Source organism: Parafrankia irregularis, assembly GCF_001536285.1.
In the GTDB taxonomy this organism is placed as follows: Bacteria; Actinomycetota; Actinomycetes; order Frankiales; family Frankiaceae; genus Parafrankia; species Parafrankia irregularis.
Genome location: NZ_FAOZ01000002.1, coordinates 20,098 through 33,527 on the forward strand (window position 1 = coordinate 20,098; position 13,430 = coordinate 33,527).

General features: G+C 71.5%; 11 protein-coding genes. 8 read left to right on the plus strand and 3 right to left on the minus strand.

The features are described from left to right. From AWX74_RS02565 to AWX74_RS02585, 4 genes are all read left to right on the plus strand, one after another. On the plus strand, positions 1-1,089 hold the full coding sequence (locus tag AWX74_RS02565; protein WP_091271999.1) for an ABC transporter ATP-binding protein: 1,089 nt from the start codon (positions 1-3) through the stop codon (positions 1,087-1,089). Beyond that, complete coding sequence (locus AWX74_RS02570) at positions 1,089-2,324, plus strand: ABC transporter permease (RefSeq protein WP_091271228.1); 1,236 nt, start codon at positions 1,089-1,091, stop codon at positions 2,322-2,324. The genes AWX74_RS02565 and AWX74_RS02570 overlap by 1 nt, the downstream gene beginning before the upstream one ends. A gap of 189 nt (positions 2,325-2,513) precedes the next feature. After that, the gene (locus AWX74_RS02580; RefSeq protein WP_091271232.1) at positions 2,514-3,443 is read left to right on the plus strand and encodes a hypothetical protein; all 930 of its coding nucleotides are present in this window, start codon (positions 2,514-2,516) and stop codon (positions 3,441-3,443) included. Continuing rightward, positions 3,436-6,120: a permuted SH3 domain-containing protein gene (locus tag AWX74_RS02585; RefSeq protein ID WP_091272002.1), complete on the plus strand. Its 2,685-nt coding sequence runs from the start codon at positions 3,436-3,438 to the stop codon at positions 6,118-6,120. The genes AWX74_RS02580 and AWX74_RS02585 overlap by 8 nt, the downstream gene beginning before the upstream one ends. A gap of 57 nt (positions 6,121-6,177) precedes the next feature. On the opposite strand, the gene AWX74_RS02590 is transcribed toward AWX74_RS02585, so the two are convergent. Together AWX74_RS02590 and AWX74_RS02595 are read right to left on the minus strand one after the other, a co-directional pair. Continuing rightward, positions 6,178-7,077, minus strand: a complete 900-nt coding sequence (locus AWX74_RS02590) for a PfkB family carbohydrate kinase (RefSeq protein ID WP_091271234.1) — start codon at positions 7,075-7,077, stop codon at positions 6,178-6,180. A gap of 131 nt (positions 7,078-7,208) precedes the next feature. Next, positions 7,209-8,057: a PASTA domain-containing protein gene (locus AWX74_RS02595; RefSeq protein ID WP_091271236.1), complete on the minus strand. Its 849-nt coding sequence runs from the start codon at positions 8,055-8,057 to the stop codon at positions 7,209-7,211. A gap of 113 nt (positions 8,058-8,170) precedes the next feature. Between AWX74_RS02595 and AWX74_RS02600 the strand changes: the two genes are divergently transcribed. From AWX74_RS02600 to AWX74_RS41090, 3 genes are all read left to right on the plus strand, one after another. After that, positions 8,171-8,776 carry a TlpA family protein disulfide reductase gene (locus AWX74_RS02600; protein ID WP_165615442.1) on the plus strand — a complete coding sequence of 202 codons (606 nt, stop codon included), beginning with the start codon at positions 8,171-8,173 and terminating at the stop codon, positions 8,774-8,776. A 230-nt stretch (positions 8,777-9,006) separates the two neighbouring features. Continuing rightward, a complete protein-coding gene (locus tag AWX74_RS02605) occupies positions 9,007-9,681 on the plus strand; it encodes an SRPBCC family protein (protein WP_091271239.1) in 675 nt (224 codons plus the stop codon). Continuing rightward, positions 9,682-10,203: an ArsR/SmtB family transcription factor gene (locus tag AWX74_RS41090; protein ID WP_091271241.1), complete on the plus strand. Its 522-nt coding sequence runs from the start codon at positions 9,682-9,684 to the stop codon at positions 10,201-10,203. 30 nt (positions 10,204-10,233) lie between these two features. Here AWX74_RS41090 and AWX74_RS02615 read toward each other — a convergent pair whose 3' ends face one another. Next, positions 10,234-11,145, minus strand: a complete 912-nt coding sequence (locus AWX74_RS02615) for a Dyp-type peroxidase (protein ID WP_091271243.1) — start codon at positions 11,143-11,145, stop codon at positions 10,234-10,236. Positions 11,146-11,605: 460 nt separating this feature from the next. On the opposite strand from AWX74_RS02615, the gene AWX74_RS02620 reads away from it, so the two are divergent. Continuing rightward, entirely contained in the window at positions 11,606-13,405 is a 1,800-nt protein-coding gene (locus AWX74_RS02620; protein ID WP_242666042.1) for a hypothetical protein, read from the plus strand. The last annotated feature ends 25 nt before the right edge of the window (positions 13,406-13,430 follow it).

Here is a 13,430-nt window from a genome sequence, read left to right on the forward strand (position 1 = left end):
ATGGCCAGGAGATCGCGCAGGCGTGAGCGTGCGGCGGCGGCCGAGTCACCCCAGCAGGGGCTCACGGACACGCCGACGGCAGGCACCCCGGCCCCGGACTCCCCGGCCCCGGACTCCTCGAGCACGGACATCTGGGCCAGGGGCACCGAGTCCCGGGACGTCCCGTCCCAGTTCACCCCGGTGGCCTACGAGGAGCCGGCGACGATGCCGCTGGCTCGGTTGCCGCTGGGCGCCGAGCACGCGACCGCGACCGGAACCGCGACCGGAACCGCGACCGCGACCGGAGCTGCAACCGGGGCACCGGTCATCGAGCTGGACCAGGTGTCCAAGTCGTACCGGGCCGGTGCGTTGGACGTCGCCGCGCTGCGCGGTGTCTCGACCCGGATCGGCCAGGGCGAGTACGTCGCCATCGTCGGTCCGTCCGGCTCGGGAAAGTCGACGTTGATGCACATCATCGGCTGCCTCGACGTGCTCACCGGCGGCACCTACCGGCTTTCCGGCGAGGACGTCAGCGCGATGACCGAGGAGGACCTGGCCGAGATCCGCAACCGCCGGATCGGGTTCGTCTTCCAGCAGTTCAACCTGCTGCCGTCGCTGTCCGCCTGGCGCAACGTCGAGCTGCCGCTGGTGTACCGGGGGGAGCGGCGGGACGTCCGCCGCAGCCGGGCCGTCGCCGCGCTGGAGCGGGTCGGCCTCGCCGATCGGGTCGAGCACCGGCCCGGTGAGCTTTCCGGCGGCCAGCAGCAGCGGGTCGCGGTGGCCCGCGCGCTGGTCGGCGACCCGTCCCTCATCCTCGCCGACGAGCCGACCGGCAACCTCGACTCGACGGCGACCCGCGACGTGCTGAACCTCTTCGACGAGCTGCACGCGCAGGGCCGAACGATCGTCCTGATCACCCACGAGCAGGAGGTGGCCGACCGGGCCCGGCGGGTGCTTCGGATCCGGGACGGGCTGATCGATTCCGACTCCGCGGCCGACGCCGCAGTCGACTCCGCGGCTGGCTCGGCTTCCGCCGTGGCGGCCCAGCCGGTCGCGCATCCGGCGACTAAGCCGGCGACTCAGCCGACGACTCAGGTGGCGACCCGCTGATGGGCTGGCTGGAGACACTCCGCACCGGGCTGGACGCCATCCGCACCCACCGGCTGCGGTCCGGGCTGACGGTGCTCGGCATCCTGATCGGCATCGCCGCCGTGGTCCTCACCGTGGGCCTCGGTGTCGGTGCGCAGGACGAGGTGGGCGAGGAGATCAACTCGCTGGGCAGCAACCTGCTCATCGTCTCGCCGGGCAGCTCGACGGACTCCTCGACAGGCCTGCGCGGCGGGTTCGGCTCCTCGTCGACACTGACCACGTCCGACGCGACCGCGCTGACGTCGAAGACCGCCGCCCCCGACATCGAGGGCGTCGCCCCGATCAAGCAGAGCTCCATGTCGCTGCTGAACGGTTCGACGAACTGGACGACCACCGTGGTCGGCACCACCCCGGACTGGCTGCCCGTGCGCAGCCGCACCCTCACCGAGGGCCGCTTCATCACCACGACGGACGAAGCTCAGTCGGCGGCGGTCACCGTCCTGGCCTCGGACACGGCGACGGAGCTGTTCGGCCGACGCAGCCCGGTCGGCCAGAGCGTGACGATCAACAACATCGCGTTCCAGGTCATCGGGGTGCTCGAATCGGCCGGGTCGGACAGCTCGAGCAACCTCGACGACCAGGCCATCGTGCCGATGTCGACCGGGGCGAACCGGCTGTTCGGCGGGACGACCCGCAACTCGGTCTCGACCATCTACATCAAGGCGACCTCCGCGGACACGCTGTCGGCGGCCTACCAGGAAGCCAACAACCTGCTGCTGAACCAGCACAGCATCACGGACTCGTCCAGCGCGGATTTCACGATCACCACCCAGGACTCGCTGCTCGACACGGCGACGTCCGTGAGCAGGACGCTCACCGTGCTGCTGGCCGGCATCGCGGCGCTGTCGCTGCTGGTGGGCGGTATCGGTGTCATGAACATCATGCTGGTCTCGGTGACCGAGCGCACCCGCGAGATCGGGCTGCGCAAGGCCCTGGGCGCACCGCCCGCCGCGATCCGACGGCAGTTCCTCATCGAGGCGTCGATGCTCAGCCTCGTCGGCGGCGCGGTCGGTGCCCTGCTGGGCATCACCGGGGCGCTGGTACTGCCCCAGTTCATCGACAACTCGGTGGCCATCGTCTGGTGGGCGGTGTTCGGCTCCCTCGCCGTCGCCGTGGCCATCGGCGTCGCCTTCGGTGTCTATCCCGCCAGCCGCGCCGCCCGACTGGCTCCCATCGACGCGCTCCGCAGCGACTAGTCGCCGACCATGACGAGGACAAAGAACATGACTGGCCAGGCTCCCACTTCCGTTCCATCGACCGGGTCCGTGCCGTCGACCGAGTCATCCGAGTCATCCGAGTCATCCGGGCCATACGGGTCATCGACCGGTGGACGTCGTCCCGCGCGTCGTCGCGCGTCCGTCGCCGCCGCTGTCGCGTCCGCCGCCGTGCTGACCGCTGTGCTGGCCGGCTGCGGTGGCTCCTCCGGGACGTCCAACGCGCAGGGCGAGCAGGGCGGCGGTCAGACCGGGCAGGGCACCGGCGGCGGACGGGCCGGCGGCGCTGCCGCGTCGGGCCTCATCGCGGCGGTCGACTCGGGCACCATGCAGGTGCAGAACCAGCAGTCCGGCCAGGTCGCGGTGAAGTTCGGCGACAGCACCACGTTCACCCAGACCGTCTCGGCGGCCCTGGGCGATGTCACGACCGGCGTGTGCGTCACCGCGGCGAGCGTGTCCACGGGTGGCACGCAGGCCTCCGGCACGCCCAGCGCGCGGTCCACGGCGCAGCCGACGGCCATGCCGACGTCCTTCACGGCCACGACCGTGTCGATCAGCCAGCCGACCGACGGCTCCTGCACCACCGGCTTCGGCGGCGGCACCCGGCCGAGCGGTACGCCCAGCGGTATGCCGAGTGGTATGCCGACCGCGATGCCGAGCGGCGCGCCTGGCGGCCAGGGCGGTGGCTTCGGTGGCGGCGGCAACGGTGGTCAGGGCGCGCCGGGGGGCGGCGGCGGGTTCGGTGGGCGGGCGACGGGCGAGGTGACGGCGGTCTCCGGCTCCACGATCACCGTCTCGGGCACCAGCTTCGGCAGCAACGAGACCGTCACCTACACGGTGCTCGTCGACGGCAGCACCACCTACACCAGGTCGGCCACGGCGGCCGCCGACGCGGCGACGGTCGGGCGGTGCGCGGTCGTGAACGGCGACACCGACGACACCGGCACCGTGACCGCGACCCGGATCGCGCTGAGCGACGCGACGAACGGAACCTGCACGACCGGCTTCGGTGCCGGCGGGTTCGGCGGCGGTGGCGGGTTCGGCGGCGGCGGCGGTGCGGGCGGCAACGGCTCCAACGGCAACGGGACTGCCAATGGCTGAGGACGTCGCCGTTGCCCATGGTGCCGTTCCCGCTGATGGTGCCGTTCCGGCTGATGGTGCCGTTCCGGCCGACGGTGCCGTTCCGGCTGACGGCGCTGTGCCTGCGGCTGACGGTGCGGTGCCGGCTGACGGTGCGGTGCGGGCCAAGCCGGACTCCACTGCGATGCGGAGCCGGCGGCGCCGGCCGAAGCCCCGGCGCAAGGGCGTGGCCGTTGCGGTGACCGCAGTGGTGGTCGTGGCGGCAGGAGTGGGCACGGGGCTCGCGACCAGCGGGGATGACGGCCCCTCCTACCGGCTCGCCGCCGCGAGCACCGCATCGGTCACTCAGACCCTGACCTCGGTCGGAACCCTGAGCACGGTCAACACGGCGACCCTCGCCTTCCCGGTCAGCGGGACGGTGACCTCGGTGCCGGTGCAGATCGGCGACAAGGTCAGCGCCGGGCAGGTGCTCGCCTATCTGGACCCGGCCGCGCTGCAGGTCGCGCTCAACACGGCGAACCAGAACCTGGCTGACGCGAAGCTGACGCTGGCGAACGACGCGTCCGGGCAGACATCCAGCAGCAGTAGCGGCGGCTCGCAGGGCGGGTCGACGAACCTGACCTCCGGGTCGTCGGACGGCGCGGTCAGCCTGCTGGCGAACTCCGCGTCCGGTTCCACGGCCGCCCCCGGGTCTGGCGGTTCCACCGGCGTGCAACTGACGAGCCTGGAGACCGGACGGGTCGTGGCCACGGTCTCGGCGGGACGGATCGTGAGCGTCTCCTCGGGCGCCGCCATCCGCACCGCCGCGAACACCACCGCCGCGAACACCACCGCCACGGCCGCGACTGCGGCCGCGACGACGACCACCCCCGGGAAGCCGAGCACGCTGGCGACCGCGGTGACCGCGGCACAGCAGGACGTGATCGCCGCCCAGTCGGAGCTGGACAGCGTGCTGGCGGATCTCGGTGCCGACCTGACCGCGCTGACCGCCCAGGGCGGCGGCTGCGCTGTGGGCAGTGGCGCCGCGCCCGCCCCGATCTCCTTCACGGCGACGCCGACCACGGCCGGCACGATCAGCGGCACCGTCGGCGACCAGGACAAGGTGACGCTGAGCCGGAACGGCTCCGTCATCGCGACCAGGACCGGCTCGTACACCTTCACCGGGCTGAAGGCCGGTGCCGAGTACACCGTGAAGATCCAGCAGGTGGGCGGCACCGGCACCATCGACGTCACGCGGTGCCAGAACGCGATCAACGCGCTCGTGACCAGGTTCAGCGGGTCGTCCGGTGCGTCGGGCGGGTCGAACCTGGCCTCCCTGACCTCGCGTCTCGCCTCGGCGAAGACCAACCTCGACAAGGCCGTCAGCGCGCTGAGCAGCGCCGGCGGCGGATCAGGCGCGCCGCAGACCTCGCCTCCGTCGACCTCGCCGTCCCCCGGCGGGACGTCCGCTCCGGGCACCAACGGCTCCGGTACGAACGGCTCCGGTACGAACGGCTCCGGTACGAACGGCTCCGGTACGGGTGGCCGGCCCTCGACCGCTCCCTCCCCGAAGCCGTCCGCGACGGGCTCGACCGGCAGCGGTGCGGGTACCGGCAGCGGTGCGGGTACCGGCAGCGGTGCGGGTACTGGTACAGGCACCGGTAGCCGCCCATCCGCGGCAGCCAGCCCCTCCGGCGGCACCGGCTCGACTGCGACGCAGAGCGCGACTCCTGGCACGGACGGGCGTGGGGCGACCAGCGGCACCGGCGGATCCACGACCGGTACCACCGGTGCCACCGGCACGACTGGCGGTACCGGTGGCACTGGTGGTTCGGGCTTCAGCGGCTCCGGTGGCAGCGGCTCCACCTCTGGTGGCGCGATGTCCGGCGCTACGGGCGGCGGTTCGTCGACGCGGACGACCCAGGTGGCCACCGCCGAGCAGCTCGCCGCCGACCAGGCCGCCATCGACGCGGCGGCCGCGCAGGTCACGGTGGCCCAGGCGAACCTGAACGGCGCCACGCTCACCAGCCCGATCAGCGGGACGGTCGGCGCCATCTCGGTCGCCGTCGGCAGCGAGGTCAGCTCCTTCTCGTCGAGCGCGACCATCACCGTGCTCGGCGAAGGCGACAAGCAGATCACCACGACGGTCCCGCTGTCCGCCGTCGACACGGTGAAGGTGTCCAACCCGGCGACCATCACCGTCGACGGTGTCAAGGAGCCCCTGACCGGCACGGTGTCGTCGATCGGCGCGCTGAACAGCAGCACCGGGTCGACGACGACCTATCCGGTCAGGATCGTGCTGAAGCCGAGCAGCGCCAACCTCTATGACGGCACCGGCGCCAGCGTGTCGATCACGGTCAAGGAGGTCAGGGACGTCCTGACCGTGCCGACGTCCGCGGTGCACCGCACCGGCCAGCTGACCACGGTCAACGTGCTGAAGGACGGCAAGGCGACGGCCGTCCAGGTGCAGATCGGCGCGACCGGCCCCGAGCGGACCGAGGTGACCTCCGGACTCGAAGCCGGTGACCAGGTCGTCCTCGCCGACGTCAACGCCGCGCTGCCCTCCGACGATTCGGACGACTCGTCCAACAGCGGCGGACTGTTCGGCGGTGGCAGCAGCAGCAACAACGGCGGCGGGACGTTCCCCGGCGGCGCCGGCGGTGGCTTCGCGGGCGGTGGATTCACCGGCGGCGTCCCCGCTGGAGGCGGTGGCCGCTGACCGGCGACCGGTGACCTGACGGAGTGAGGCGACCGGTAACAGCGGTTGGTGCCGCCGCTACCGGTTGCTTTCCTCGTCGGGCCAGCCACGCAGCTCGGCCCGGGTGGGAAGTGCCTCGTAGGCACCGGGGCGGCTGATGGTGAGCGCGGCGGCGTGCTGGGCTCGGCGGACGGCGGCCCGGGCACCGGCACCGGCACCGGTGAGGAGCTGGGCGCAGAGCACCGCGGTGAAGGCGTCGCTGGCCGCGGTGGTGTCGACGACCTCGGCTGGTGGCGCGGGGACGGCGGTGCTGCTCCCGTCGATCCGCAGGACGCACCCGCGCTCGGCGAGGGTCACGCAGACCGTTTCCACGCCCAGCTCGTCGGCGATGGCGTCGGCGAGATGCGCGGCGGGCCCGTGTGCACCTCGCCGACCGGCGAGCAGGGCCCGCGCCTCGGCCTCGTTGGGAACCAGGATGTCGACCTGCTCCCACGCGATCCCGCCGACGACTGACAGGTCCGCCGGCAGCGGCGCCGGATTCACCACCACACGCAGGCCGTGTTCCCCTGCCGCACGCAGCACGCCTCCGATGTGCTCAGGGGCGTCGAGCGTGACGAACAGCGCCTCCGGTGGCCGCGCCGCGCCCGCGGCCGGGCCGGTTTCGCCGAGGGCGGCGGTGACGAGATCGGCGGTGACGGCGAAGGCATCCGGCACCTGCCACACGAAGGCGTTCTCCCCGTCGGCGCGGGAGTAGACGACGCAGACCGGAGTCGGCCGGCCTGGGACGACCGCCATCGCGGCGGTGTCGATGCCCTCGGCGGCGAGGGCGCCCCGGACGGCCGCGCCGACCGCGTCGGCTCCGACACATCCGAGGGCCGTCACCCGCGCACCGAGCCGGGCGAGGGTGACGGCCTGGTTGAGGGCCTTTCCACCGGGGGCGGTCCGGATCGCGTCGGCGCGCAGGTCGTCCCCCCACACCGGTAGCCGGGGCGTGCTGATCAGGCAGTCGAGCAGGTAGGCGCCCGCGACGAGGAAGCTCCCGCTGTGGCTGCCGTGGCCGTGGCCGTTGTCGTGCCGGCCATGGCCGTGCCCGCTGCCTTCGTGGCGGGTCAGCCGACCGCCTCGTCGGCAGGCTCGTGGTGCATCTCGCGGGCGGGGATCGGCGACGGCACCGGCCGCCGGGGCTCGCGTACGCCCGCGGAGCCACCGCCGGGCCCGAGGCTGAGTCGCACCATCGTGCCGATCGCCACCCGGGTGCCGGCGGCGGGAACCTGGCTCACCACGACCGAACCGGAGTCGAGCGCGTCGACGGGGACCGGCGGGCCGTCGGGATCCGGCCCGACCCCGATCAGGCTCACTCCGGAGAGCTTGACGCGCGCATCGTCCCAGGAAAGGCCGATCACGCTCGGTACGACGCGGGAGTGCCGCCGTGGCCGCCGCCGTGCGTCCGAGAGCTGGTCGGTCGCGTCCTGCAGCATCTCGCTCGCCGCCCGGCCGAGCAGGGATTCCGTCCCGAAACGCAGTGAGCGCCGTCGGCTCTGCGTGGCGTTCTCGTCGGGAGCGTCGCCGGGCTGGCCACTCGCGGTGCCGCTGGCGTTGCCACCGGCGCCCTTGCCGCCGGCCTCCCCGCTGGTGCCAGCGGGCGGACGCGGGCCCGCGATCTCATCGTCGAGCTCGTGCCAGCGTTCCCAGGCGGACTGCCGGCTGACGCCGAGCCGAATCGCGATCTCTGCCCAGGACCTGCGTTCCCGCCGGGCGGCGCGGACCGCGTCCAGCTCGACCTGATCCAGCAGTCTGCGCACCGTGCCGATGTCGGTCAGCGCCTCCAGCGCCGCTTCTCCGGGGCTGTTGAGGTTGTCGGGGTTGTCGGCGGGTGGTTTCGAGGGGGTGCGATGCCAGCCGGCGAGGTGTTCCCAAGCGCGGCGGGCGTCCTGCCACGGACTTCCGCTCTTGCTCATGATGTCAGGATAACCTGACGCCTGTATCGGCGCGAGACCGGTGCGATTCCGGTTCGGTAGCTTCTACGTCTTGTAGAAGTCGTCTGGCTGGAATGGCGATGAGGTGCTCTCCTGTGGAGAACGAACGACGGTTACTACCGGGATCCGCTCGCCTGGCAGTTCTCGCGCTGGTGGTCGGGGCCAGCCTGGTACTGGCATTCGCGGGATGTTCGCCCGGGGCGAGCACGGCGGACGGTTCTGCCGGTGGTTCGGCGGATGGCCGCGGCGAACGCGGGTCGGTAGGCGGTGCCGCCGAGGTGATTCCGGCCGTTGACCGGAAGCCGGCGCCGGCGATGTCCGGCCGGACTCTCACCGGAGACGCGTTCGACCTCTCGTCCATTCGTGGCCGTCCGGCCGTGGTCAATTTCTGGGCCTCCTGGTGCGGGCCGTGCAGGGCGGAGACGAGGGCGTTGGTCGAGATGGCGCAGACACATCCGGAGGTCGCCTTCATCGGCGTGAACCGTGAGGCCGACGGTTCCTCCGCCGCCCGGGCCTTCGTGCGAGACAACGCCGTGCGCTACCCGAACATCGTCGATGAGCGGGGCACTGTGGCGGCGCGCTGGAACGTACCGGGTCTGCCGACAACCTTTGTGCTCGATTCCGACGGGCGGATCGCGGCGCGACTGTTCAGCGCCGTGACGTCCGAATCCCTCAACGCCGTCATCGCCGGGCTCACCTGACGAGGGGCGGTTCCGCGGAACCGCGCGGTGTGGTGGCTCCGCGGAACCGCATCGGTCGGGCGGTTCCGCGGAACCGTGAACCACCCGAACCTCCCGAACCGCGCATGACCTCGTCCGCGCTGCCAGCGCGACCGCCGGGACGTGTCGATGCGGACGCGGCCCGCCGAACTCGCCCGACAATGGCAGGCGCATACGCTTGAAATATAAGCCCATGCTTATAGGGTGAGGTTATGATCGCTGATCCCGCGGCCACGGCCGGGCTGGTAGTCCGAGAGGTTCGAAGCGGCACCCGGGGTGGGGCCGCGACCAGGATCGTCGTGGCTCGCCGCACCTATCCCACCGACCGGCTCGACCTCTGGGAGGCGCTGACCAGCCCCGAGCGCATCCCGCGATGGTTCCTGCCCGTCAGCGGAGACCTTGAGGTCGGTGGCCGCTACCAGCTCGAAGGCAACGCCGGTGGCGTGGTCGAACGCTGCACCGCACCCGACTCGTTCGCCGTGACCTGGGAGTTCGGGGAGATGATGTCGTGGCTGGAGATCACGCTCGCCCCGGCTGGCCGGGGCACCACACTGGAGCTTGTCCATGAGGCACCGGTCGACCCACAGATGTGGGGGCAGTTCGGCCCGGGTGCGGTCGGTGTCGGCTGGGACCTCGCGCTGATGGGCCTCGGCCTGCACCTGGAAAGCGGCGCGCCGGTCGACCCGACGATCGCGATCACCTTTCCCACGTCGCCCGAAGGGATCGAGTTCGTCCGCAGGTCAGCCGCCGGCTGGGCAGACGCCGCTGTCAGTGACGGCGACGAGCCCGGCCCGGCCCACGACGCCGCGGGGCGGACGGTCGCCTTCTACACAACCCTGCCCGAGGAACCCTCGGACTCCGAGGGTTCCTCGGGTTCCGGGAACTAGGTGGACCTCGCCCTCGACGCGCTCGGCGAACCGACCCGCCGACGGATTCTGGAGCTGCTGGCCGCGGGTGGAGAGCAGCCGGCGGGGGCCGTCGTCGAGGCGCTGCGAGCCGACGCGCAGATCTCCCAGCCCGCCGTCTCGCAGCATCTACGGGTGCTACGCGACGCGGGCCTGGTGACTGTGCGGGCCGCGGGCGCCCGCCGCTTCTACGCCCTCGACCCAGCCGGGATCGAGGCCGCCCAGGACTGGTTCACCCGCCTCGCGCGCGCCGCCCGGGAAACCGCGACCTCCCGGGCAGTCGACCCGGCGGCCGTGCCAGCGGACCCGGTGGCCGTGTCAGGCGTCCCGGTGGTCGTGCCAGGCGAGCCCGTTGAGTCCGCTGCATGCGACGCTGACCAACTCGGCCAGTTCGTCCAGCCCCTCGACGCACTGGCCACCGAGATCGCACGCGGCCGGCGGGCACGCCGGTCCGGCCCCATCGCCGGGCCGGCGCCGCGGCCGGCCGAGCGCCCCGGGGCGTAGACGGCCTGGCTGACTCAGCCCCCGGTCCGCTCAGTCCTCGTCTTCGGGGGCGAAACGGCTCAGCGCGGCCACCGACGGGATCAGGTAGTAGGCGCCGCTCACCGGCGTCGAGTAGCGGGTGAGCTCGTCGCGCAGGCCATCGTCGTAGGCGCCGGCCATCCGGCGCAGCATGATGTCGAGCACCCGCTGCTCGCGGCTGAAGCCGACGAACATCGTGCCGTGCTCGGTGGCGGCACCGTAGGCGGTGTTCCGGCGGAAGATCTTGAGCTCCTCGCCGTCCTCCTCGACGACTGTCCGCGAGACGTGCGAGGTGGCGGGCATGACGTCCTCGCCCAGCTCGACGCTGTCGGCTTTCGTCCGCCCGATCACCCGCTCCTGCTCCTCGACGGGCAGGGCCTGGAAGGCGTCGGAGTCGTGCCGCCACTGCTGGAACAGCAGCACGCTGCTGCCAGCGCCCGGCCCGCCCGCCCCCACGACCGCGACATTCGGCGCCACCAGCAGGGACGGGTTCTCCGTCCCGTCGATGAAGCCGGTCAGGTCACGGTTGTGCTCGTACCCCCAGCCGGTGACCTCGCTGGCCACCGACGCGATGTCGACGAGGGCGGCGATGACGTTGCGGCTGTTGTTGAACACCGCCGTGCGGTCGCCGCCCGCGACCCACACCCAGGCGTCCCGCTGGGTGGCCGGCATCTGGAAACCGTCGGTGCCGATGATCGGCTCGGTGAAGCTCCGGACGTCCGGAGGCAGCTCGTCCGGTGCGACCTGTGCCCACAGCTCGGGCCGGAAGCCCACGACGAGGTTCACCCCGCCGCCGGTCGACAGCGGGTCGCTCAGGCCCGCGACCGCCTTGACCATATCGGCGGCGGACGCGTCCTGGTGCAGCGAGAACTCCAGATAGCAGTGCTCCGGAGTACCGAGCCCGAAGATCCCCGGCTGTGTCACCCGTACCGCCCTCCACCCCATCTGACCTGGCGCGCGCGCACCGCACGCGTGCCAGACAGTACCTGGACCGGATGGGGCGCTCGGCGTTCTGGCCCGATGTGCACCGTGCGGGCGAGCGGCCACATGACTCGATCGACCCCGGTGTCCTGCCGCCTGCCGTTCGAGCGGGTCCCCGACTCCGCGACCGCGGTCGCCTCCGTGCGCTAACGCTGAGCTAATGCCCTGGTCGGTACGGTCTCGCCGGAAATGTGGGCAGAAGGCCTACCGAGGTTCAGGAGGACGAATGGCGCAGGCTCGCGGGCAGCATTTGAGATGGCTCGTCGGTGTCCTCGCGGCGGCGTTGTTATTCGGCGCCTGTGAAGGCTCGGGATCGTCGGGCGACCCTGCGCGTCCCAGCGGCCAGGCAGTGGGTATCCCGGCGCCACCAAAGCCCGAGCCGATCGATCTCGTCGAGCTACCGGTGCCCCCGACTGCACCCTCGGCCGACGAGGGATCGTGCACGCCCGCCGTCAACCCGCGCGGTACCGGCTGCATTGCGTCCGTCTCGGCTGGCAACTTCCTCGACAACGACACGGTCCTTGCGACCTTCACCTACGCCGGAGCACCAGCGGCTCCCGCCCCGGCGAGCATCTACACCGGCAGTCAGCTCGCCATGATCAAAACGGGCGGGGTGACGTTTCCCGGCGGGGACGCCTGGAAATGCATCACGTGCGGGATACCGGCCGAGAACCGCGCCGGTGCGTCCAGCCAGTTCGACTGGGCCCAGCCTTTCCGGAACGGCTCCAGGATCCTCGCCGGCAACAACATCGTCGACTGCGGACAACACAGGATCCTGGACCCGGGCTGCACTCCGGAGGCGCTCCACGTCTACCCGGTTCGCTGGGGAACCACGGCCGACGAGTCCGGCGGCAGTGGGATGATGATCGGGCTCAAGCTGAACCCGGACAACGTGCACGTCGGCTGGAACCGCGTCATCTTCCCCGCGACCGCCGACGACATGTTCGGCGAGCTCGCCTACTACGGAACCCTCACGTTCAACCCCAACCCGTCCACCGGGGAACCGCGAACGCCGCGCTACGACATCACGAACATCACCGGGCTCTACAGCTCCGACGAGCCGTTCGGCACCTTCCTCCGGGTGGATCCGGCCAATCCGGCCCAGCTCGTCCGCAAGCAGGCCCACACGCTCGGCGAGTTCAAGGGCTGGACCGGTGACGGCCAGTCGGCGCTCGGCATCGCCAACTTCCAGTCAGCCAACCTCGACCATGTCGCGACCAACCTGACCACCGGCGAGACCCGCCGTATAGACGGCGACCCCGGGTACAGCGACCCCATCTCCAGCTCGGCGGATGGCAAATGGTCGCTGGAGATGGACGTCCGCTACCAGGACCGGTTCTATTTCCTGACCGGGCTGCCAGGGGTTCCACCCATCACCGACCTGCTCCCGACCGGCGCCGCGATCTCGGCGGGCTACAACATTCACGACCGCCGCCTCTTCCAGCCATTCCTCATCGACCAGTACGGGCCTCGCGACGGCTACAACGGCCAGCAGATCAACACGTGCAGGACCGGTTCCTGTTCCACCCTTGCGGCGGGGCCCGGCAGCGGCGCGGACGACCCGCTGTGGGGTTCGAGAGCCGACTCCGCCTTCTCCCCGGACGGCACGAAGATCACTTACTGGCAGGCCTATCCGTCGGCGGAGAACTGCGGTCCGGCCGTCGGCGACCCAGCCACCTGCCCGCCGTCCAGCGAGCCGGGCGGTCGCACCTCACGACTGATGCTCGCCGAGCTCACGAGCCGCACGCCGCAGAAGCCGCCCGCCGTCAGCCCGCTCCCGGACACCATCCCCTGGGGCACGCCCTACCAGGCGGGAGATCCGGCCCCCGCCCTTCCGCACATTCCCGCCGGTGATTACACGCTCAAGGGCAAGGCGTCCGGCAGGGCCGCCGTCAAGATAGCGGAGAACGCGACGAAGACCGGCCTGGCGTCGATCTCCGTCACCTACACCGACTTCAGCGACGACGGCGTCAACACCGTCAACGGCACCGAGAGCGTCCAGAACGCCGGGACCGGCGGCAGTGACATCACGTTCCACGCGAACCTCACGCTCACCGGGCAGCACACCGGCACGAAACGGACGAGTGAACCAGGCGGCTACACCGTCTCCCCACGGTCCGTCATCACCAACATCTACAAACCCACCGGCACCATGACAACCGTCCTCGACGGACGTGCTTACCACCAGCCCAAACCGTACTGAGGCCGCTGGGACGCCCACGGATGGC

Coding starts and splice junctions, on each gene's coding strand:
- AWX74_RS02585 (WP_091272002.1), top strand. CDS start 3,436: ATGGCTGAGGACGTCGCCGTTGCCCATGGTGCCGTTCCCGCTGATGGT.
- AWX74_RS02565 (WP_091271999.1), top strand. CDS start 1: ATGGCCAGGAGATCGCGCAGGCGTGAGCGTGCGGCGGCGGCCGAGTCA.
- AWX74_RS02595 (WP_091271236.1), bottom strand. CDS start 8,057: ATGAGCAAGAGCGGAAGTCCGTGGCAGGACGCCCGCCGCGCTTGGGAA.
- AWX74_RS02570 (WP_091271228.1), top strand. CDS start 1,089: ATGGGCTGGCTGGAGACACTCCGCACCGGGCTGGACGCCATCCGCACC.
- AWX74_RS02605 (WP_091271239.1), top strand. CDS start 9,007: ATGATCGCTGATCCCGCGGCCACGGCCGGGCTGGTAGTCCGAGAGGTT.